A 21,036-nucleotide genomic window follows, 5' to 3' on the forward strand; every position below is an offset into this window, starting at 1 on the left:
GCACAGGTTCACACCACTCACACCTGAAGGTAAAGACAACGTTGCAGAGACTATGCCTTCAAGTTTCGAAGTCAATAGGTGAACGACTGTGAGCTTTTAGATAGTGGGGGACGCTTCGCGTTCAAGAAGTGAATATAGATCGAGTTGATCTTGATGAGGGGTCAGCGGAGGCGCTGCGAGATGACCTTCGACACCCCGTCGCCTTGCATGGACACGCCGTAGAGCGCGTCGGCGACCTCCATCGTGCGCTTCTGGTGCGTGATCACGATCAGCTGGGAGGCCTCCTGCAGCTCCTGCATGATCCGGATCAGCCGCTGGAGGTTGGTGTCGTCCAGCGCCGCCTCGACCTCGTCCATCACGTAGAACGGGCTCGGCCGGGCCTTGAAGATGGAGACCAGCAGCGCCACGGCGGTCAGCGAGCGCTCGCCGCCGGAGAGCAGGGACAGCCGCTTCACCTTCTTGCCCGGTGGGCGCGCCTCGACGTCCACGCCCGTCGCGAGCATGTTGCCGGGGTCGGTGAGCACCAGCCGCCCCTCGCCGCCCGGGAACAGGCGGCTGAAGACGCCCTCGAACTCGCGGGCCGTGTCCCGGTAGGCCTCGGTGAAGACCTGCTCGACCCGCTCGTCGACCTCCTTCACCACTTGAAGAAGGTCCACGCGGGTCTTCTTCAGGTCCTCCAGCTGCTCGCTCAGGAACTTGTGCCGCTCCTCCAGCGCCGCGAACTCCTCCAGCGCAAGCGGGTTGACCTTGCCGAGCTGCTGGTACGCCCGCTCGGCCGCCCTGAGCCGCTTCTCCTGCTCGGCACGGACAAAGGGACGCGGCTGGTCGCGGGGGTCCTCCGGGTCCTCCGGCACCCGCTCGCCGTCGGCGGGGAGGGAGGGCGGTACCGGCTGGCGCGGCCCGTACTCCGCCACGAGGCCCGCCGGTTCGACGCCCAGCTCCTCCAGCGCCCTGGTCTCCAGCTGCTCGATCCGCAGCCGTTTCTCGGCGCCGAGCACCTCGCCGCGGTGCACCGAGTCCGTCAGCTTGTCCAGCTCGGCCTTCAGGTCGCGGCCGGCCGCGCGGGCGGCGGTCAACTCCTGCTCCCGGCGGGCCTTGGCGGCCTCGGCGGCGGTGCGCTCGCGGTCGGCGCGGGTCAGGGAGACCTCGACGTGCGCCAGCAGTTGCCGGGCACCGGAGGCGACCGCCTCGGCGACGGCGGCCTCGTGGCGCAGCCGGGCCCGGCGCTGCTCGGCACGCGCGCGTGCCTCGCGTTCGGCGCGGGCGGCCCGGTCCAGGGAGTCCGCGCGGCCGGCGAGGCCCTTGACCCGCTCCTCGTGCGTACGGACCTGGAGGCGGGCCTCCATCTCGGTCTGCCGGGCGTTGGCGCCGTCGGCGGCCAGCCGGTCCCGTACGGAGGTGTCCGGCTCCTCCGCCACCGGGGTCTCCTCGGCCACGGCCAGCCGCTCGGCCAGTTCCTCGGCCTCCGCCACGGCCCGCTCCAGCGCCTCCTGGGCGCGGGCGGCGGCGGCGGCCGACCGCTCGGCCTCGCCGGCCGCGCCGCGCGCCTGTCCGGCGAGGCGGCCGAGCTGCTGGGCCACGGCCGACTTCTCCCGGTCGGCGCTGCGGCGCCGCTCGCCGGCCTGCTCCACGAGGGCGGCGGCCTCGGTACGCCGCTCGGCCGCCGCGCGCTGCCGTCCGGCCAGTTCCTCGCAGCGCACCGCCAGGTCCTCCAGCTCGGCGGCGGCCTCGTCCACGGAGGCCCGCACCTCCAGCAGGCTGGGGGCACCTGCGGACCCGCCGTGCGCGAAGTGGGCGCTCAGGAGGTCGCCCTCGGCGGTGACGGCGGTCAGGTCCGGGCGGGCGTGGACCAGCTCCTCGGCGTCCTCCAGGGTGGCGACGACGACGATGCCGCGCAGGAGGCGGCGGACGGCGGGCATGAGTTCCGGGGGGCCGGTGACGAGGTGCGCGGCGGGGCGGGCGGGGACGGGGGTGTCGCCGGGGGCACGAGTGTCGTGGCCGGCCGCGCCCGTCGCGGGCGCTTCTTCCGGGGCCTGCGTCAGCAGCAGGGACGCTCGGCCTCCGTCCTGTTTGCGCAGGAGGCGGAGGGATTCCGCCGCCGAGGACGGGGTGGTCACGGCGACGGCGTCGGCGGCGGCGCCGAAGGCCGCCGCGAGGGCCGCCTCGTGGCCCGGGGCCACGGTCAGCAGCTCGGCGGCGGGGCCGAGGACTCCGCTGAGCCGGTCCCGGGCGCCCAGCAGGATGCCGGTGCCGTCCTTGCGGCGCAGGCCGAGGGCGAGGGCGTCGCGGCGGGCCTGGGTGGCGGCGCGGGAGCGCTCGGCGGCGGTGAGGGCCTCGCGGGCGGCGCTCAGTGCGGTGTCGGCCTCGGCGAGCTGTCGTCTGGCCGTCTCGTGCCGCTCGGCCAGGTCCGCGTCGTCGGCGTCGAGGCCGTCGACCTCGGCCCGCAGCGTCTCGTACTCCTCCTGGGCGCGGACGGCGCGGTCCTGGGCCTCGTCGCGGGCCGCGGCCAGCCGGTCGATCTCGGCCTGTGCGGAGGCGGCGCGCGAGCGGGCCGCGTTGACCTGGCCGTTCAGGCGGGCCAGGCCCTCGCGGCGGTCGGCGATGGCACGGGCAACGTCCTTCAGCCGGCGTTCTTCAGCGGCGAGTTCTCTTTCCAGGTCGGCGCGGTGGGCGACCGTGTCGTCCAGGGCGTGCTGGGCGGCCTCCAGGGCGGCTTCCAGCTCGGCTTCCTGCTCGCGGACGCGGGCGGCCTCGCGCTCCAGGTCCTCCGGGTCACGGCCACGCCGCTCCTCGGCGGGCGCGGAGGTGGCGCTCCTGACCCGGGCGTCGGCCAGCGAGATCGTGCCGCGCACCCGCTCGGCCAGCTGGGACAGCTCGTACCAGGTCTGCTGGGCGCGCTGGAGGCGGGGCGTGAGCTGCCGTACCTCGGCCTCCAGTTGAGCCTCGCGGTTCAGAGTCGTCTTGAGTTCCCGCTCGGCGGCCTCCCTGCGTTCCTTCAGGGCCGCCTCGTCGGCGATCTCGGCCGAGAGCGCCTCGCGCAGCCGTACCAGGTCGTCGGCGAGCAGGCGCAGCCGGGCGTCGCGCAGGTCGGCCTGGATGACGGCGGCCCGGCGCGCCACCGCCGCCTGCCGGCCGAGCGGCTTGAGCTGGCGGCGCAGTTCGTCGGTGAGGTCCTGCACGCGCGCGAGGTTGGCCTGCATCGCGTCGAGCTTGCGCAGCGCCTTCTCTTTGCGCTTGCGGTGCTTGAGGACGCCCGCGGCCTCCTCGATGAAAGCGCGGCGGCCCATCGGGTCGGCGTGCAGGACGGAGTCGAGCTGGCCCTGGCCGACGATGACGTGCATCTCGCGGCCGATGCCGGAGTCGGAGAGGAGTTCCTGGATGTCGAGCAGCCGGCAGGTGTCGCCGTTGATCTGGTACTCGCTGCCGCCGTTGCGGAACATGATCCGCGTGATGGTGACCTCGGCGTACTCGATGGGCAGCGCCCCGTCGGAGTTGTCGATGGTCAGCGACACCTCGGCCCGGCCGAGTGGCGGGCGGCCGGTGGTGCCGGCGAAGATGACGTCTTCCATCTTGCCGCCGCGCAGCGACTTGGCGCCCTGTTCGCCCATGACCCAGCTGAGCGCGTCCACGACGTTGGACTTGCCCGAGCCGTTCGGGCCGACCACACAGGTGATCCCCGGCTCGAACCGGAGCGTGGTCGCGGAGGCGAACGACTTGAACCCCCGGAGGGTCAGGGCCTTGAGGTGCACGCCGCCGGACTCTACCCGCCCCCGCTATCTCACTCCCGCTATCTCACTCCACGGACACTCGCAACCGCACGGTTTCGCCGATGAACGGGAGGGGCACATCAGACGTTGAAGAGGGTGAAAGGATGCGCGGGGGAAAGATAAGAAAGAAGGGACGCCGAAGCGTCCCTTGCAACTCTGACGGCTGGATCACAGCCGCCGGATCAACTGAGCGGTTGGATCGACTGAGCGGTTGATTCGGGCAGCCCGAACATTGCTACCGCTGTCGTGGAGCGTTGCGGTGATCAGGTGAGCGCAGGCTCCGCCTGGTGTGCGTCGATGCTCTCCATGATCCTGTCCTGAGAGGCGGCAGCCGTCAGCGCGTCGTTCTCATGCTGGATCCGGACCAGCTCGGACTCCAGGTCCTGCACGCGCTGCTGCAGCCGTCGCATCTCGGCGAGGAGTCGAGGGTCGGAGCCGCCGACGTAACCGAGAAGCGCCTTTGCCATGATGGATGGTCCTCCACACTGAGTGACCGACCGATGCGGTGTAGGTCGTGAGGGATTCGCACCCGCGTGCTTGGCACATCCGGGTGTTGCTCTGCTGTTGCCACATGCCAAACAGCTAAGGTGCGCGGGGCTTTCAGCGTCTCACCAAAAAGTTTGACGGTCAACACGATCACACCCCGTATTGGCGGGCGGACCGGGGCGCGCGGCCGGAAAGCGGCGGCGCTGCGACGGGAACCGGTGCCCTCGGGGCGTGGCGATCAGCTGTACCTGCGGAGCCTGCCACGCCCCGTCGTTCTTGGCAACCACCAGGCCGTTTCCGCCTCCGCGGGTGCCGTCGGCGGCTCCGCGCGGCGCGGCCCGCGGGTCGGTGCGGGAGCGGGGTCAGCGGATGGCGAAGCCGTCGTAGCCGCCGCGGGGTGTGTCCCAGATCTCGGTGACACCGTCCACATGTCCGGGCGTGTCGTCGCCCTGGAGCCAGTCGAGCAGCCCCTCGCAGTGCTTACGCGGTCCCTCCGCGACCACCTGGACCCGGCCGTCGGCCAGATTGAGAGCAAAACCACTCAGGCCGCCGATCTCCAGCGCCCTGGCCCGCGTGAACCAGCGGAAACCCACGCCCTGCACGCGTCCTCGCACCCAGGCGACCAGTCGAACATCCTCGCTCATGCCAGCAACCTAACCGGCCGGTGTCGCTCGGGGCACATCGCGTACCGGTGGCATGGGGTAGCGTCCGCTCCCACACATCTCAGAGGAAACTCACTCAATCGAGTGAGCCGGTCTGGCCAGGGGGAGGCACGCGCCGGTCGTTCGCGCGCAAGGAAGGCGCAGGGAAGAGGGCAGGGACATGGGACGCCACCGACGCTCCGCCGGTTCGGGCGAGGACCCCCCGCACCTGCCCCCGCGTGACCGGGCGCCGATGGGCATCGCGCCGTATCTCAACCCGGAGGCGTACGCCGAGGCCAACGCGCGGGCGCACGCCTACCTCTTCGCCGACGACAGCCATCTCTTCGCCGATGACAGCGCGACGCCCCCGGCCGCGGGCACCGGCGCCCCTCTGGGCCACGACACCGCCCACCGGCACCGGAAGAGGGGCGGGCGCCGGGTGCGCGCGGGCCTGCTCGGGGTGTCGGCCGCCGTAGCGCTCGGCACGGTCGCGGTGGCCACGGGCGTGGTGCCGGGCCTGGAGCACTACCGGCTGGGCGGCGGCAGCAGCACCACCGGGGGCGGCCAGGCCCGGTCGGCCGCCTCCCCCGGCAACACCAGCAGCGAGCAGGGCGGGACCTCGGGCAGCGCGGACACGACGACCGCACCCGCGCCGACGGCCCCGAGCACCGGGCACTCCCCCACCGCCCCCGCGGAACCGGCGTCCCCCTCCGCCGCCAGGACGCCCGCGACGAAGGCGCCCTCCCCGTCCAGAACGGCCGCACCGAAGGCGACCCCGCCCGCGCCGAAGGCGACCCCCTCCGCCCCCTCCCACACGGCGGCCAACCCACCGTCGGCGACCGCCGCGCCGACGCAGGTGTCGAAGGAGACGGTCGCCGCGGCGGAGGTGCTCCGGCTCGTCAACGTGGAGCGGGCGAAGGCCGGCCGCGCCCCGCTCGCGGCCAACTCCTCGCTGAGCGGGTTGGCGGAGGCGTTCAGCGACGACATGGCCGCGCGGGACTTCTTCGACCACACCGACCCGGACGGCGCCACCCCCTGGGACCGGGCCGCGAAGGCAGGCGTCACCGACCTCGGCGGCGAGAACATAGCCCGCGGCCAGGCCGCCGCGGCGGACGTCGTGGCGGCCTGGATGGACAGCCCCGGTCACCGCGCCAACATCCTGAACCCCGACTTCAAGACCCTCGGCGTCGGCGTCCACCTCGGCCCGGGCGGCCCCTGGTGGACCCAGGACTTCGGCTACTGACCTACCTGCTAACCACGAGTTAGTGCACGCTAGAGGGTAGCGCTGCGTGCGCGTACTCTGATGCCATGACCGCCAGCACGGACCTCGACGACCTCGACGACCTCGCCTACGACGTCTTCGCCAAGGCCTGCCCCTCGCGCGGCACCCTGGAGCACGTCACCGGCCGCTGGGGCGGGCTCACGCTCGGCGCGCTGTACGAGGGGTCGCTGCGCTTCAACGAGCTGCGCCGCCGGGTCGACGGCGTGAGCGAGAAGATGCTGTCCCAGACCCTGCACGCGCTGGAGCGCGACGGCCTGGTGCACCGCGAGGCCCAGCCGACCAACCCGCCCCGCGTGGACTACGAACTGACGCCCCTTGGCCGGCGGGTCGCCGAGCGGCTGCTCGCGCTCATCCACTGCGTGGAGGGCGCGATGGACGACGTACTCGCCGCCCGCGAGCGTTACGACGCGACGCGCGGCGCCCGCTGACACTTCGGGCAGAAGTAGCTGGAGCGGTTCATCCACGGCCGGCGCCGCATGGGGGTGCCACACCGGCGGCAGGGCTCGCCCTCCCGGCCGTAGGCGTCCAGGGACCGGTCGAAGTAGCCCGATTCGCCGTTGACGTTGACGTACAGGCTGTCGAAGCTGGTGCCGCCCACGGACAGGGCCGCGTTCATCACGTCCCGCACATGGCCGAGGAGTTCCGCGGTGACGGGACGGGTGAAGCCGGCCGTGGGGCGCTCGTAGTGGAGGCGGGCGCGCCACAGCGCCTCGTCGGCGTAGATGTTGCCGACCCCGCTGATCAGCGACTGGTCCAGCAGGGCCCGTTTGATGGTGCTGCGCTTGCGGCGCAGCGCCTGGTGGAAGGCCTCGTCGTCGAAGAGCGGGTCGAGGGGGTCGCGGGCGATGTGCGCGATGACGTCGGGCAGTCCCTCAGGGGTGTTGTCGTGCAACGACAGCCCGCCGAAGGTGCGTTGGTCCACGAAACGCAGCTCGGTGCCGAGGGAGTCGGCGAACCGCATCCGGATCCGCAGGTGCTTCTCGTCCGGCGCCTCGTGCGGCTGCACCAGCAGTTGGCCGCTCATCCCGAGGTGGGCGAGGACGGACTGGTTCGTCTCCTCCAGCGGCAGCCACAGGTACTTGCCGCGCCGGCTGGGCGTGCCGATGTGGTGGCCCCTCAGCCGGTGCGCGAAGTCGTCGGGGCCCGCGAGGTGCCGGCGGACGGCGCGCGGGTGGCGCACCTCGACCTCGGCGACCGTGCGCTGCGCGACCCAGCGCGCCAGACCGCGCCGGACGACCTCGACCTCGGGCAACTCGGGCATCAGGACCCCCGTGGGAACCAGTGGATGAACCGAGCGCCCGCCCCTCGGCGACGACGGGGCGGGCGCTCGGTACTGCTTGCTCCGGTCAGGCGGCGCCGGACGACGGGTCGCCGTCCGCGACGGCCGGCTCCTCGGCCGCCGTCCTGGCACGCTCGTCCGCAGCGGCCTTGATGGCACGCCACGCGGACTCCGCTGCCTGCTGTTCCGCCTCCTTCTTGCTGCGGCCGGTGCCGGTGCCGTACGAGACGCCTCCGACGCGGGCGGCAGCAGTGAAGGTCTTCTCGTGGTCGGGGCCGGTCTCCGTGACCAGGTACTCGGGCACGCCGAGCCCCTCGATCGCGGTCAGTTCCTGGAGACTGGTCTTCCAGTCCAGGCCAGCTCCGAGGTTGGAGGACTTCTCGATCAGCGGGTCGAAGAGCCGGTGGACCAGCTCGGACGCCGCGTCGAGGCCCCGGTCGAGATAGACCGCGCCGATCACCGCTTCGAGGGTGTCGGCGAGGATGGACGCCTTGTCCCGGCCGCCCGTGCCCTCTTCACCGCGGCCGAGCCGGATGAAGGAGCCCAGGTCGAGGCCACGGCCGACCTCCGCCAGCGCACGCGAGTTGACCACCGCGGCCCGCAACTTGGCCAGTTGGCCTTCGGGCAGGTCGGGGTGGGTGCGGTACAGCGTGTCCGTGACGACGAGGCCGAGCACGGAGTCCCCGAGGAACTCCAGCCGCTCGTTCGTCGGCAGACCGCCGTTCTCGTACGCGTAGGAACGGTGGGTCAGCGCGCGCACCAGAAGGGCGGACTCGACGTGATAGCCGAGCCGCCCTTCCAGAAGCGTGTGGGACGAGGCCTGGTGGTCCAATTTCTTCTTGGCGGGAAGATCCGCCTGGGCGTCTTCCGCCTTCTTGGGACTGGACACAGTGCCTCTCACCAGCCCGCTCAGACTTCGAGGACCTGGCGCTTGTTGTAGGTGCCGCAAGACGGGCACGCGATGTGCTGCTGCTTGGGCTCGTGGCAGCGCTCGCACGCAACCAGGGTGGGGACCGCAGCCTTCCACTGCGACCGGCGGTGGCGCGTGTTGCTGCGCGACATCTTCCGCTTCGGAACAGCCACGGCTACTTCTCCTGCTTCTCGTCGGCGCGTGCTGACTGAGGCGCGCCGCCGCTCATCTCGTCCTTCTCGCCGTCTTCGAGTGAACCGGCGAGTCCCTGCAAAGCCGCCCAACGGATGTCGGTGGCGTCGTGTTGGTGGTCCGGGTCGTCCGCGAGCCGCGCTCCGCACTCGGAGCACAGGCCCGGACAGTCTTCCTGGCACACCGGCTGCATCGGCAGTGCGAGCACCACCGCATCGCGCAGCAGAGGTTCGAGGTCGAAAAGTCCGTCCTCTAGGAAGAACCTGTCCTCGTCGTCCTCGGCGTCGTCGCCCGGTTCCGCGATCACACGGCCCCGGTCGTCGGCGTCAGGGTACGTGAACAGTTCCTGGAAGTCCGCTTCGAGCTCCAGCCCGACCGGCTCCAGACACCTTACGCACTCCCCCTCGGCCTGTGCACGGGCGGTGCCTGTGACGAGCACACCTTCCATGACCGACTCAAGACGGAGTTCGAGCTCCACCGGGGCGCCCAGCGGCACTCCGATGACCCCCTGGATGCCGAGATCGGCGGGGGCGTCGATCGTGCGGGTCAGGCGCTGGAGCGCGCCTGGCCGCCGACCCAGCTCGTGTGTGTCGAACACGAGGGGGTTGCGGTGGTCGAGGCGCGCGTTGGAGGCCATTCCTGCTTTCGATCTTCGAGCTCTGGGGACGCCGCCCTTCGGTGTTCCGGGCAGCGGTGATCGCGGGCATACGCGCGACCGAAGAGCCAGGATACTGGACCTTTCGCTCTCGGCCCAATCCGGTACGGCTCCGGCGGCCGGCTACAGCCCCCGGCCCTGTTCGTACGCCCTGAGCTGCTCGGCGCTGATCATGCCGGTGTCGAAGAGGCTGGTCTCGTCCAGGGCGTAGCCCTGCTGGGTCTGCTGCGCCTGCTGGGCCTGGTTCTGCTGCGCCTGCTGCGCCTGCTGGACGTCGTAGGCGGCCTGCTGGGCGTCGTAGGCCTGGTAGGCGTACCGGTCGGCCTGCTGGTAGCCGTACGGCTCCTGCTGCGCCGCGTAGTCGGTCTGCTGCGGGAAGGCCGCGTACGGGTCCGGCTGCTGCTGGTAGCCGTAGGCGGGCTGCGGTTCGTACGACGGCTGCGCCGGGGGCTCCGCGGGCAGCCGGGGCTGGGCGGCGGGGCGTTCGGCCGGGGTGTCGGCGAGGGCCGCGAGGTCGGCCAGGTAGTCGGCGTCGCTGGAGTGCTGGAAGGTCGTGGTGTCGTCGGCGAGGGCGCCGAGGTCGTCGGTGGCGATCCGGCCGTGCAGCTTCTGCCGGCCCCGGCCGACGGCCTCCAGGGTCTTGGCGAGGACCGCCTCGAAGGCGCCGAGCTTGACGTCCACGTACTGGTCGGCGTCGCGCCGCAGGGTCTCCGGGTCGTGGCTGCGCTCGGGGGCGTCCTCGTCCTCGTAGCCGTTCTCGTCGAGGCCGGGGCCGGTGCCGAGCAGCTTCTCCCGGCCGCGGCCGACCGAGCCGAGGGTCTTGGTGAGGACGACCTCGAAGTTGGCGAGCTTGGAGTCGACGTAGTCGTCGGCCTCGGCGCGGACCTCCTCGGCCTCCTGGCGGGCCTCGGCGAGGATCCGGTCGGCCTCGCTCTGGGAGCGGCGGGCGACCTCGGTGCCGGAGACCAGCGAGCCGCGTTCGGCGTGCGCGGTCTCGATGATCCGCTCGGCCTCCTGGCGGGCCTGCTCGACCAGCTGCTCCCGGCCGCCGATCAGCTCCTGGGCCTGCGCGAGGGAGCCGGGCAGGGCCTGGCGCACCTCCTCAAGCAACGCGAGCAGCTCGGCGCGGTTGATCACGCAGGACGCCGACATGGGCATGGCCCGGGCGCCGGTGACCGTGGAGACGATCTCGTCGAGCTTCTTCTGCACGTCCACCTGTGCTCGCCACTCTCTACAGCCGGGTTGGAGACGGACGGGACGACTGTAGCCCCATCAGTCCTTGCGCAGGCGCTTGTTCAGGGCCGTCAGCACCGGGGCCGGCACCAGGTGGGAGATGTCGCCGCCCCAGGCCGCGACCTCCTTGACCAGGGAGGAGGAGAGGAAGCTGTAGGTGGGGTTGGTGGGCACGAAGAGCGTCTCGACCCCGGTGAGGCCGATGTTCATCTGGGCCATCTGCAGTTCGTAGTCGAAGTCGCTGACGGCGCGCAGGCCCTTGACGATGGCGGGGATGTCGCGCTGCTTGCAGAAGTCGACGAGGAGACCGTGGAAGGACTCGACGCGGACGTTGCCGTACTCGGAGGTGACGTCGCGGATCAGCTCGATCCGCTCGTCGATCTCGAACAGGCCCTTCTTGGACTGGTTGATCATCACCGCGACCCAGACCTCGTCGTACAGGCGGGAGGCTCGGGCGATGATGTCGAGATGTCCGTTGGTGATCGGGTCGAACGACCCGGGACAGACGGCGCGGCGCACTTGTGATCCCTCGCTCTCCGGTCCGGTCATCGTGCGTCTTCGCACGTAGCGGCGGCGCGACCGTACCAAAACGTTCCCTCGCCGTAACGACGGGACCGGAGCGGCTCGAAGCCGTCCGGCCAGGGGAATTGGCCGCCTCTGGTGCTGCGCTCCACGGTGACGAGGGCGTCCTCGGCGAGCCAGCCCTGCGTGCGGAGTGTGAGCAGGATCTCCCGGAGATCGTCGTCCGTGACGGCGTACGGGGGGTCGAGGAAGACGAGGTCGTACGGCTCGGCGGGGGGCGCGGTGCGGATGACTTGTTCCGCTTTGCCCGCTCTGACCTCGGCGCCGGGGAGGCCGAGGCCCCGGACGTTGTCCCGCACGGTCCTGGCCGCGCGGGCGTCCGCCTCGACCAGGAGGGTGTGGCCGGCACCCCGGGAGAGGGCCTCCAGGCCGACGGCGCCCGAGCCGGCGTAGAGGTCGAGGACGCGTTCGCCGTCCAGGGGGCCGCCCAGCAGGGACTGCCAGGTGGAGAAGAGTCCCTCGCGCGCGCGGTCCGAGGTGGGCCGGGTGCCGGTGCCTGGCGGGACGGCCAGCCGGCGTCCACCGGCCACGCCGGCGATCACGCGGGTCATCTTGGGTCCTTCGTCATGGGTTCTTCTCGGGATCTTCGTGCGGCTCTACGGAGCCAGTCTGGCAGGCGGCGGTACGGGGCGCCCGGTGTCAGCCCTTCTCCAGGTACTGCTCGCGCTCGTCGTCCAGCAGGGCGTCCAGGGCCGTGCGCAGGGCGGGGAGGGCGGTGAGGTCGGGGTCGGCCGCGACGACGGCCGTCGCCTCCTGTCTCGCCTCGGCGATGACCTCCTCGTCCTCGATGACGACGAGCACGCGCAGGCTGGAGCGGGCGCCGGACTGGGCCTGGCCCAGCACGTCGCCCTCGCGGCGCTGTTCGAGGTCGATACGGGACAGCTCGAAGCCGTCGAGGGTGGCGGCGACGGCGTTCAGGCGCTGGCGGGCGGCACTGGCCTCGGGCATCTCGGTGACCAGGAGGCAGAGGCCGGCGGCCGAGCCGCGGCCGACCCGGCCGCGCAGCTGGTGGAGCTGGGAGACGCCGAAGCGGTCGGCGTCCATGATGACCATCGCGGTGGCGTTGGGGACGTTGACGCCGACCTCGATGACCGTGGTGGCGACCAGGACGTCGGCCTCGCCGGCGGCGAAGCGGCGCATGACCGCGTCCTTGTCGTCGGGGTGCATACGGCCGTGCAGCACCTCGACCCGCAGGCCCTTCAGGGGGCCCTTGGCGAGGTGGTCGGCGACGTCGAGGACGGCGAGCGGGGGCCGCTTCTCCGCCTCGTCCTCGGCGGACTTCTTCGCGCTGGGCTTGCCGGGCTTCCCGGAGCCGTCCTCCTCGTCGCCGATGCGGGGGCAGACGACGTACGCCTGGTGGCCGTTGCCGACCTCCTCGCGGACGCGTTCCCAGGCGCGGGCCAGGAAGTGGGGCTTGTCGGCGGCGGGGACGACATGGCTGGCGATCGGGGAGCGGCCGGCCGGGAGCTGGTCGAGGACGGAGGTCTCCAGGTCGCCGAAGACGGTCATGGCGACGGTGCGCGGGATGGGGGTGGCCGTCATGACGAGCAGGTGCGGGGGCTGTTTGCCCTTGCCGCGCAGGGCGTCGCGCTGTTCGACGCCGAAGCGGTGCTGTTCGTCCACGACGACCAGGCCGAGGTCGTGGAACCGCACCTTGTCCTCGATCAGCGCGTGCGTGCCGATCACGATCCCGGCCTCGCCGGTGACCAGGTCGAGCAGGGCCTGGCGGCGGGCGGCGGCGCCCATCGAGCCGGTGAGCAGCACCACCTTGGTGGCGTGCGGGGCGCCGCCCAGCATGCCGCCCTCGGCCAGCTCGCCCATCATCTCGGTGACCGACCGGTGGTGCTGCTGGGCCAGCACCTCGGTGGGGGCGAGCATCGCGGCCTGTCCCCCGGCGTCGACGACGGCGAGCATGGCGCGCAGGGCGACCATCGTCTTGCCGGAGCCGACCTCGCCCTGGAGCAGGCGGTGCATGGGGTGCTCGGTGGCCAGGTCGTCGAAGATCTCCCGGGAGACCTTCCGCTGGCCGTCGGTGAGGGTGAAGGGGAGCCGGTCGTCGAAGGCCGCGAGGAGGCCGTCGGGGCAGGGGCGGCGGGGGACGGCCGGGAGCTGGGCGTCGGCGTGGCGGCGGCGGGCCAGGGCGACCTGGAGGACGAAGGCCTCGTCCCACTTGAGGCGGTCGCGGGCGGCGGCGATGTCGGCCTTGGTGTGCGGGCGGTGGATGCCGTGCAGGGCCTCGGGGAGCGGGAGCAGGCCGCGGCCCTCGCACAGGGCGGGCGGCAGCGGGTCCAGGGCCTCCTGGGCGCTGGGCAGGACGGTCTGGACCGCCTTGCCGATCTTCCAGGACTCCAGTTTGGCGGTGGCCGGGTAGATCGGGATCAGGCTGCCGGCCCAGGTCTCGACGCTCTCCTCGCCGTCTCCGCGCAGCAACTCGTATGCCGGATGGGCGAGTTGGAGGCGGCGGTTGAACAGGGAGACCTTGCCGGCGAACATCGCGCGGGTGCCCGGCAGCAGGTCCTTGTGCGGTTTGTGCACGCCGCTGCCGAAGAAGACCAGCTGGAGCCGCCCGCTGCCGTCGGTGATCGTGACCTCCAGCCGCTGCCCCTTGCCCCGGGGGGCCTTGGCGGAGGCGAAGCTGTGCAGACGGGCGTCGGCGACCTGGGCGACCACCGTGACGTGCTCGTCCAGGGGGAGGTCGGCGAGGTGGGTGAGCTGGCCGCGCTCCTCGTATCTGCGCGGGTAGTGGTGCAGGAGGTCGCCGACGGTGTGCAGGCCGAGGTGCTCGGCCATCACCTTCGCGGTGGCGGGGCCGAGCACTGACTTCAGGGGCTGCTTCAGGGGTTCTTCCAGTGCGGGCACGAGATCCATTGCACACCACCGCACTGACAATGCCGCAGACGCGGCCCCGCGGTTTCGCCGCCGTCTCCCGACGGGATCCCCGAATCCCCTGGTCAGGCGAGCTGTTGCGGCCTAGGATGACGCGTTCCGGCCATCCCTTCGCGGTCACCGCCCGATCCGGGACCGCCCGACCCCGCGCCGCGACCCCTCCCCCGTCGGCGCAGTGACGATGGACTCCCAGATCTCACAGCCGCCCCAGCCGTCCCAGCCACCTCACAGCTTCCAGGTCGACCTGCGCGGACTGGTCGACCTGCTCTCCCATCACCTCTACTCCAGTCCCCGGGTCTACCTGCGCGAACTGCTCCAGAACGCCGTGGACGCCGTCACCGCCCGGCGGGCCCTGCACCCCGACGCGCCCGCGCGGGTGCGCCTGCACGCGGCGGACGGCGCCCTGCGCGTCGAGGACACCGGCATCGGTCTGACCGAGTCGGACGTGCACGACCTGCTGGCGACCATCGGCCGCAGCTCCAAGCGGGCCGAGGGGCTCCAGGAGGCCCGCTCCGGGTTCCTCGGGCAGTTCGGCATCGGACTGCTGGCCTGCTTCGTGGTCGCCGAGCGGATCCGGGTGGTCAGCCGCAGCGCCCGGACGCCCGACGCGCCGCCCGTGGAGTGGACGGCCCGGGACGACGGGTCGTACACCGTGCGCGCCCTGCCCGCCGCCGAGCGGCCCGAGCCCGGTACGACCGTGTACCTGACCGCCCGGTCCGGGGCGGCCGAGTGGCTGGCACCGGAGCGGGTGCGCGCCCTCGCCCGGGACTTCGGCTCGCTGCTGCCGTACGACGTCCGGGTGGACGGCGAACCGGTCACCGACCTGCCCGCGCCCTGGGACCGGCCGTACCCGGGCCCCGCGGCCCGGCGGGTGGCGCTGGCCCGGCACTGCCACGAGCTGTTCGGGTTCACGCCGCTGGACGCGATCGGCCTGGACCTGCCGGTGGCCGGCATCCGCGGGGTGGCGTACGTGCTGCCGTCCGCGGTGAGCCCCGCCCAGCGGGCCACGCACCGGGTGCACCTGAAGGGCATGCTGCTCACCGAGCGGGCCGAACAGCTCCTGCCGGACTGGGCGTTCTTCGTGCGCTGCGTGCTGGACACCGACAGCCTGCGGCCGACCGCGTCGCGCGAGTCGCTGTACGAGGACGAGACCCTGGCCGCCGTCCGGGAGGCGCTCGGCGAGCGGATCAGGTCCTGGCTGACCGGGCTGGCCGCCGGCGACCCGGAGCGGCTCGGCGCCTTCCTCGCGGTGCACCACCTCGGGGTGAAGTCCCTCGCCCGGCACGACAGCGGCATGCTGCGCACGATGCTGCCGTGGCTGCCGTTCGAGACGACCGACGGGCAGCTCTCCCTGGAGGAGTTCGCGCGGCGGCACCCGGTGGTGCACTTCACCCGCACCGTCGAGGAGTACCGGCAGGTCGCGCCGATCGCCTCGGCGCAGGGCGTCGGGGTCGTCAACGGCGGCTACACCTACGACACCGAGCTGATCGAGGCGCTGCCCCGGGTGCGCCCCGGCACGGTCGTCGCCGAGCTGGACGCGGACACCGTGACCGCGCACCTGGACGCGGTGGAGGCGGCCGAGGAACTGGCGCTGTCGGGCTTCCTCGCGGCGGCGCGGGCCCGGCTGGACCCGCTCGGCTGCGATGTCGTGCTGCGCGCCTTCCACCCGCTGTCCGTGCCCGCGCTGCACCTGGACGACCGGGCCGCGCGGCACGAGCAGGCGCGGGCCGACGCCGAGGAGCGGGCCGACGACCTGTGGGCGGGCATCCTCGGCTCGCTGCGCGGCAGCGCCCCGCGCGCGGCTGGTGCTCAACCACCTGAACCCGCTGGTCCGGCGGATCGGGGCACTGCGGGACCCGGAGCTGATCGGCACCGCCACGGAGTCGCTGTACGGGCAGGCGCTGCTGATGGCGCAGCGTCCGCTGCGGCCGGCCGACTCGGCGCTGCTGAACCGGGCGTTCATCGGCCTGCTGGAGTGGGCCACGCATGGGGAGAACGGTCGCTGATGGGTGAGATCACGGACGTCGACGCGCTGCGCCGGGCCCTGGCGGAGAACGCCGGGCAGCCGGAGGGCCCGGCCCGCAACGCGCGCGCGGAGCAGCTGTTGGCCGAGGCCGAACTGCTGGCGGTCCCGCTCGCCGTGGTCGAGGCGCTCGGGCACCAGCTGAAGGTCTACAACTACAGCTCGGAGAAGGACAGGATGTTCGTCCCGTTCGCACGGCTGCTGCGCCTGTGGGACGAACGGCCCGAGGACTTCGACGCGTACGAGACGCACTCGCTGCACTGGGTCTTCAAGTGGATGTCGGCGGGCATGCTGGACCAGCCGCACGTCCCGCTGGCCTCGGTCGAGAAGTGGCTCGGTGAGATGGAGCACCGCTACCGGCTCGCCGGGCACTCCGAACGGGCGGTGCGCGCCGCCGAGTTCAGTGTCGCCTCGCACGTCGGCGACCGGGCGCGGGCCGAGCGGGCGTACACCGCGTGGCTGGCCGCCGACCGGGACGCGATGGCCGACTGCCACGCGTGCGAGCTGCGGGCGCAGGGCGCCTGGCAGGCCGAGTGCGGGCGGGACGCCAAGGCGCTGGAGCTGTGGGCGCCGGTGCTGGAGGGCGCGTACACCTGCGCGCACGAGCCGCACACCGTGCTGGCCTCCTCGCTGGCCCCGCTGCTGCGCCTGGGCCGCGCGGAGGAGGCCCGCGCCCACCATCTGCGGGGCTTCCGGCTGGTGCGGCCGATGGAGAGCATGCGGGGCGCCTACGCGGACCACGTGGAGTTCTGCGCGCTGACCGGCAACGAGGCCCGGGGGCTCGAACTGCTCGCGGAACGCCCGGCGTACTTCACGGACACCGGGCAGCCGCGCAGCCGGCTGGAGTTCCTGGCCGCCGTCACCCTCCTGACGGACCGGCTGTGCGCCCTGGGCCTCGGCGGGCAGCCGGTGCCGGGGCCCGCCGGGCGGACATGGACGGCGCGCGAACTGGCCGACCACGCGCGCGGGGAGGCCACGGAGCTGGCGGGGCGCTTCGACCGCCGCAACGGCACCTCGCACCTCGGGGACCGGACCCGCGCGCGGGTGGCGCAGCGCCCGCTGGTGGAGCGCCTGCCGCTGGGCGTGCGCTCGGTGCGCCCGGCGCCCCCGCCGCCCGCGCCCTCGGTGCCGGAGACGTCCGAGGCGCCCGGTCTCGCCGCGCTGCTCGCGGAGGCCCGGCGGCAGTCGGACACGCTGCGCCCGAACGCCCTGGAGGCCTGGGCGGCCGTCGCGCGGGCCGCGCGGGACACCGAACTGGAGCCCCGCGACCGCGCGGAGATCGCCGACCACGAGGCGATGGCCCGCGGCCCCGAGGGCGTCGCGCTGTTCGAGCGGGCGGCCGTGCTGTACGCGGCGGCGGGCGACCCCGGCGAGGCGCTGGCGGCCCGAGCGCGCGGCGCGTACGTGCGCGCGCTCGGTGGCGAGGTGGACGCGGCCCTGGCCGCGATCGGCGGCCTGTACGACGAGGTGCTCGCGCTGTACGCCGACGAGGCCACCGGCGTACGGCAGACCGCGTCCGTGGTGATCAGCCGGGCCCGGATCCTGATGCGGCGGGTCCACCAGGACACCGCGGGCCCGGCCGCGCGGGCGGCGCTCGCGGCGGCGGAGCGTGCCGTGCGCGAGGTGCTGGCGCTGGTCGAGGGGCGGACCGGGGACGAGATCCGGCTGGCGGCGCGGGCCGCCGAGGCGCACGGGATGCTCGCCGAGCTGGCCGGGCTCGCGGGGGACACCGCGCGGGCCGCGGAACTGTTCGAGCGCTCCGCGCGCGCGTACGTCGCCGCCGGGCTGCCGTGGTTCGCGGTCGAGTACGAGGTCCAGGTCGCGGCCCTGGCCCACCAGGCCGGGGACGCGGCCGGCGCCGAGCGGGCGCTGCGGGCCGCTCTGGAGCACGGCGGGCCGTACGTGGAGCCGGTCGGGCGGGCGCAGCTGCACCTCCAGCTCGCCGAGGTGATCGGCGCCCGGGGCGAGGCCGGGGAGGCGGCCCGGCACGCGCTGGAGGCCGCGCACTGGGCCGACGAGGCCGGCGAGGGCCCCACCCTGGGCGCCTGGGCCCGGCAGCAGCTCGGCGGCCTCCTGCTGCGCCAGGGGCGGTACGCGGAGGGCGCCGAGGTGCTGGAGTCGGCGCTGGCCGACCTGAGCGCCGGGACGCACGGCGACGGCGCCGTCGTCCAGGCCCGCTGGTGGCTCGGGGACTGTCTGGACGAGCTGGGCGAGCACCGGGAGGCCGCCGAGCAGCGGCTGCGGGCCGCCGACCTCGCCCGGCACTGGCCCGAGCAGCAGGACCACGCCACGCTCGCGCACCTGGCCGCCGAATCGCTCGGCCGGGCGGGGCTGACCGAGGAGGCTGACCGGGCCTACGCGCGCGCGGGCGAGCTGTGGCGGGCGCTCGGCAACCAGCGGTTCCTCGTCCGCGCCCTGCGCGCGCGGGCCTGGCTGGCGCTGGACGGCGAGTCGGGGGCGGACGCCGCGCGGCACCTGATGTCGGACGCGGTGCACGCGTGCGAGGAGGCGCGGCGGGACGCTGCGGACCGGGTGACCCGGGAGGAGCTGACGGCGGAACTGGCCCACACCCACCGCCAGTTCGGCGACCTGCTGATCCGCTCAGCGACGGAGGCTCCCGAGAGCGAACCGGACCGGGACGCGGCGGAGGTGTCCGAGGCCGGACCGGACCGGGACGCGTCCGAGGCGGCCCTCACCCAGCTGGACCGCGCGGCGGAGCTGTTCGCCGCGCTCGGCGCCGAAGGGCTGCACGACCGTACCGGCGCCGAACTCGCCGCCGGCCGCCTGGCAGCCGACCTCGGCCGCCCCACCGAGGCGGCGGCACGCGCGCGTGCCGTGCTCGCGGCCTACGACGCCGCCGGGGACGGCGAGGAACCGGCCGGAGCCAGAAGGGCCGAGGCCACGCGACTGCTGCGGGCGGCGGAGACGGGCGAGCCGGGCTGAGGCTCGACCCGCGTCACTCCACGCCGATGAGCAGCGGCACCCCCTGCCGGCCGCCCTGGTACACCACCGTGTCCACGGCGAGGTAGGACTCCCGTACCCGGGCCTCCAGGTGCCCGGCGACGGTCCCGGGTGCCTCGTCGCCGACGACCAGGGTGACCAGCTCGCCGCCGGCCCGGAGCATGCGGTCGAGCAGCCGCTCGGCGGTGGCGGTGAGGTCGGGGCCGATCACCGCCACGTCCCCGTCGATCAGGCCCAGCACGTCCCCGGCCTGGCAGATGCCGGCCGACGTCCAGGACTGGCGTTCGGCGACGACGACCTCGGCGTACCGGGTGGCGCCCGCCGCCGAGGTCATCTGGACCACGTCCTCGTCGAACCGGCGCTCCGGCTCGTGCACGGCCAGCGCGGCGATGCCCTGGACCGCCGAGCGGGTCGGGATCAGCGCCACCCGGATGCCCTCGGTCCTGGCCTGCTCGGCGGCGGCGGCGGCCGTGTGCCGCAGCTCGGCGTCGTTGGGCAGCAGCACGACCTCGCGCGCGTGGGCCCGCCGTACCGCCTCCACCAGCTCCCCGCTGGCGGGCGGCTCCCCCGGGCGCGCGAGGACGGTGGTCGCGCCGGCCTCGCCGTACAGACCGGCCAGGCCCTCGCCGGGTACGACGGCGACGACGGCCCGCTGGACGCGCTCGCGCGGGGGCCGGCCGCCGGTGTGGACGTCGCCGAGCCCGAAGTGCGTGATCCTGATCCGGTACGGCCGCCCGGCCTCCACGCCCGCCTCCACGGCGGCGCCCGCGTCGTCCACGTGCACATGGACGTTCCACAGTCCGTCGCCGCCGACCACCACCAGGGAGTCGCCGAGCGCGTCGAGGCGGGTGCGCAGCCGGGTCACGGCCGCGTCCTCGGCCTCCAGGAGGTAGATCACCTCGAACGCGGGCCCCTCGGCCGCGCTGCCGTCGGCGCACGGGGCGGGCTCGGCGCCGGCCACGCGCGCGTGCGGTCCGGAACCGGAGGGGGCACCGGAGACGGCGGCCGGCGTCTCCCCCGTGCACGCCTCCACCAGGGCTCCCAGCACCGCCACCAGGCCCCGCCCGCCCGCGTCGACCACCCCGGCGCGCGCCAGCGCGGCCAGCTGCCCCGGAGTGGCGGCGAGAGCGGCGCACGCCCCCTCGTACGCCGCCCGCGCCACGGTCCCGCAGTCGCCCTCGGCCCCCTCGGCGGCGTCCGCCGCGGCGGCGGCCACCGTCAGCACCGTGCCCTCGACGGGGTGGGCCACGGCCCCCCGGGCGGAGTCGGCGGCCCTGCGCAGCGCCCGCCGCAGCGTCGTACCGTCGATGCCGGGCGCGGCACGGCCGGTGTCGTCGGCGTCGTCGGCGAGCACCTGGGCCATGCCCCGCAGCAGCTGCGCCAGGATCGTCCCGGAGTTGCCCCGGGCCCCGATCAGCGCCCCGTGGGCCATGGCGCGCACGGTGTCCGCGAGGGACGGCTCGTCCGTCCCCGTGCCGTACCCGGCGAAGACCGCCTCCACGGCCGTCACCGCCGACTCCAGCGTCAGATAGAGGTTCGTCCCGGTGTCGCCGTCGGCCACCGGATAGACGTTGATCGCGTCGATCTCCTCGCGGGCGCCCCCCAGTGCCCGCAGCGCGAGACCGCACCAGGTGCGCACCGCGAGAGCATCGAGGAATGTCTGCGGCACCTGCGCCACCTGCGCCTCCCTGGACCGGCTGGACGTGGGACGCAGCGTAGACCCCGGTCCGGCGCACACCGGACGAGGGACGGGAACGGGGTCCTGAGCTGCCATGGTAGTTTCGCTGTACGGGAGCAGTCGTTGTATGCTGCTCCGGTTGCCCGATCCGATCGGGCCATTCCCCTGGCAACGCCACTCAGATCCTCGGATCATGATCCCGGCATGCCGGGATCAACCGTAAGTGCATCTGAAGTCTTTGGAGTGACCCGTGGCTGCCAACTGCGACGTCTGCGGCAAGGGGCCGGGCTTCGGCAACAACATCTCGTTTTCGCACCGCCGTACGTCCCGCCGCTGGAACCCGAACATCCAGCGTGTGCGTACCGTGGTCGGCGGGACGCCGAAGCGCGTGAACGCTTGCACCTCGTGCATCAAGGCCGGCAAGGTCTCGCGCTGACGCACAGCTAAGCGCGCGGCCACTG

The 21,036-nt window shown here is 73.4% G+C and carries 16 protein-coding genes and 1 pseudogene; 5 read left to right on the top strand and 12 right to left on the bottom strand.

Annotation, left to right across the window (positions count from 1 at the left end; genetic code table 11):
- Positions 1 to 161: 161 nt before the first annotated feature.
- The 3 genes from smc to NX794_RS24170 all read right to left on the bottom strand — a co-directional run bounded on the left by smc (position 162) and on the right by NX794_RS24170 (position 4,897).
- On the bottom strand, positions 162 to 3,749 hold the full coding sequence (gene smc, locus NX794_RS24160) for a chromosome segregation protein SMC (RefSeq protein ID WP_258780945.1): 3,588 nt from the start codon (positions 3,747 to 3,749) through the stop codon (positions 162 to 164).
- 281 nt (positions 3,750 to 4,030) lie between these two features.
- Entirely contained in the window at positions 4,031 to 4,234 is a 204-nt protein-coding gene (locus NX794_RS24165; protein ID WP_258780946.1) for a hypothetical protein, read from the bottom strand.
- Positions 4,235 to 4,615: 381 nt separating this feature from the next.
- Positions 4,616 to 4,897, bottom strand: coding sequence for an acylphosphatase (locus tag NX794_RS24170; protein WP_258780948.1), 282 nt, complete (start codon positions 4,895 to 4,897; stop codon positions 4,616 to 4,618).
- A gap of 178 nt (positions 4,898 to 5,075) precedes the next feature.
- On the opposite strand from NX794_RS24170, the gene NX794_RS24175 reads away from it, so the two are divergent.
- Positions 5,076 to 6,137, top strand: a complete 1,062-nt coding sequence (locus tag NX794_RS24175) for a CAP domain-containing protein (RefSeq protein ID WP_258780949.1) — start codon at positions 5,076 to 5,078, stop codon at positions 6,135 to 6,137.
- A gap of 65 nt (positions 6,138 to 6,202) precedes the next feature.
- Complete coding sequence (locus NX794_RS24180; protein WP_258780950.1) at positions 6,203 to 6,604, top strand: winged helix-turn-helix transcriptional regulator; 402 nt, start codon at positions 6,203 to 6,205, stop codon at positions 6,602 to 6,604.
- On the opposite strand, the gene mutM is transcribed toward NX794_RS24180, so the two are convergent.
- From mutM to recG, 8 genes are all read right to left on the bottom strand, one after another.
- Complete coding sequence (mutM, locus tag NX794_RS24185; protein ID WP_258780951.1) at positions 6,577 to 7,437, bottom strand: bifunctional DNA-formamidopyrimidine glycosylase/DNA-(apurinic or apyrimidinic site) lyase; 861 nt, start codon at positions 7,435 to 7,437, stop codon at positions 6,577 to 6,579. The genes NX794_RS24180 and mutM overlap by 28 nt on opposite strands.
- An 85-nt stretch (positions 7,438 to 7,522) precedes the next feature.
- Positions 7,523 to 8,356 (bottom strand): ribonuclease III, encoded by an 834-nt coding sequence (gene rnc / locus NX794_RS24190; RefSeq protein WP_258780953.1) that lies wholly within the window; start codon positions 8,354 to 8,356, stop codon positions 7,523 to 7,525.
- 8 nt (positions 8,357 to 8,364) lie between these two features.
- Positions 8,365 to 8,538: a 50S ribosomal protein L32 gene (rpmF, locus tag NX794_RS24195; RefSeq protein ID WP_003951102.1), complete on the bottom strand. Its 174-nt coding sequence runs from the start codon at positions 8,536 to 8,538 to the stop codon at positions 8,365 to 8,367.
- 2 nt (positions 8,539 to 8,540) lie between these two features.
- Positions 8,541 to 9,194 carry a YceD family protein gene (locus NX794_RS24200; RefSeq protein ID WP_258780955.1) on the bottom strand — a complete coding sequence of 218 codons (654 nt, stop codon included), beginning with the start codon at positions 9,192 to 9,194 and terminating at the stop codon, positions 8,541 to 8,543.
- A gap of 141 nt (positions 9,195 to 9,335) precedes the next feature.
- Entirely contained in the window at positions 9,336 to 10,427 is a 1,092-nt protein-coding gene (locus tag NX794_RS24205; protein WP_258780956.1) for a DivIVA domain-containing protein, read from the bottom strand.
- 57 nt (positions 10,428 to 10,484) lie between these two features.
- The gene (coaD, locus tag NX794_RS24210) at positions 10,485 to 10,964 is read right to left on the bottom strand and encodes a pantetheine-phosphate adenylyltransferase (RefSeq protein ID WP_258781006.1); all 480 of its coding nucleotides are present in this window, start codon (positions 10,962 to 10,964) and stop codon (positions 10,485 to 10,487) included.
- A 26-nt stretch (positions 10,965 to 10,990) separates the two neighbouring features.
- The gene (gene rsmD / locus NX794_RS24215; protein ID WP_258780957.1) at positions 10,991 to 11,578 is read right to left on the bottom strand and encodes a 16S rRNA (guanine(966)-N(2))-methyltransferase RsmD; all 588 of its coding nucleotides are present in this window, start codon (positions 11,576 to 11,578) and stop codon (positions 10,991 to 10,993) included.
- Positions 11,579 to 11,666: 88 nt separating this feature from the next.
- Positions 11,667 to 13,895: an ATP-dependent DNA helicase RecG gene (gene recG / locus NX794_RS24220; protein ID WP_258780959.1), complete on the bottom strand. Its 2,229-nt coding sequence runs from the start codon at positions 13,893 to 13,895 to the stop codon at positions 11,667 to 11,669.
- 199 nt (positions 13,896 to 14,094) lie between these two features.
- Here recG and NX794_RS24225 point away from each other — a divergent pair.
- Together NX794_RS24225 and NX794_RS24230 are read left to right on the top strand one after the other, a co-directional pair.
- Positions 14,095 to 15,919: pseudogene (locus NX794_RS24225) on the top strand (HSP90 family protein).
- A complete protein-coding gene (locus tag NX794_RS24230; RefSeq protein WP_258780961.1) occupies positions 15,919 to 18,879 on the top strand; it encodes a tetratricopeptide repeat protein in 2,961 nt (986 codons plus the stop codon). Before NX794_RS24225 ends, NX794_RS24230 begins: the two are co-directional and overlap by 1 nt.
- A 13-nt stretch (positions 18,880 to 18,892) precedes the next feature.
- Here NX794_RS24230 and NX794_RS24235 read toward each other — a convergent pair whose 3' ends face one another.
- Entirely contained in the window at positions 18,893 to 20,575 is a 1,683-nt protein-coding gene (locus NX794_RS24235; protein ID WP_258780962.1) for a DAK2 domain-containing protein, read from the bottom strand.
- A 250-nt stretch (positions 20,576 to 20,825) separates the two neighbouring features.
- Here NX794_RS24235 and rpmB point away from each other — a divergent pair, with 250 nt between their 5' ends.
- Positions 20,826 to 21,011 (top strand): 50S ribosomal protein L28, encoded by a 186-nt coding sequence (gene rpmB / locus NX794_RS24240; RefSeq protein WP_009190838.1) that lies wholly within the window; start codon positions 20,826 to 20,828, stop codon positions 21,009 to 21,011.
- Positions 21,012 to 21,036: the final 25 nt, after the last annotated feature.

Source organism: Streptomyces pyxinicus (assembly GCF_024753135.1).
Lineage (GTDB): Bacteria > Actinomycetota > Actinomycetes > Streptomycetales > Streptomycetaceae > Streptomyces > Streptomyces pyxinicus.

What these genes read in the sequence shown, in the direction of transcription:
- NX794_RS24165 (WP_258780946.1), bottom strand. Translation starts at nt 4,234, where the DNA reads ATGGCAAAGGCGCTTCTCGGTTACGTCGGCGGCTCCGACCCTCGACTC.
- NX794_RS24170 (WP_258780948.1), bottom strand. Translation starts at nt 4,897, where the DNA reads ATGAGCGAGGATGTTCGACTGGTCGCCTGGGTGCGAGGACGCGTGCAG.
- NX794_RS24175 (WP_258780949.1), top strand. Translation starts at nt 5,076, where the DNA reads ATGGGACGCCACCGACGCTCCGCCGGTTCGGGCGAGGACCCCCCGCAC.
- NX794_RS24180 (WP_258780950.1), top strand. Translation starts at nt 6,203, where the DNA reads ATGACCGCCAGCACGGACCTCGACGACCTCGACGACCTCGCCTACGAC.
- mutM (WP_258780951.1), bottom strand. Translation starts at nt 7,437, where the DNA reads ATGCCCGAGTTGCCCGAGGTCGAGGTCGTCCGGCGCGGTCTGGCGCGC.
- NX794_RS24200 (WP_258780955.1), bottom strand. Translation starts at nt 9,194, where the DNA reads ATGGCCTCCAACGCGCGCCTCGACCACCGCAACCCCCTCGTGTTCGAC.
- rsmD (WP_258780957.1), bottom strand. Translation starts at nt 11,578, where the DNA reads ATGACCCGCGTGATCGCCGGCGTGGCCGGTGGACGCCGGCTGGCCGTC.
- recG (WP_258780959.1), bottom strand. Translation starts at nt 13,895, where the DNA reads ATGGATCTCGTGCCCGCACTGGAAGAACCCCTGAAGCAGCCCCTGAAG.
- NX794_RS24230 (WP_258780961.1), top strand. Translation starts at nt 15,919, where the DNA reads ATGGGTGAGATCACGGACGTCGACGCGCTGCGCCGGGCCCTGGCGGAG.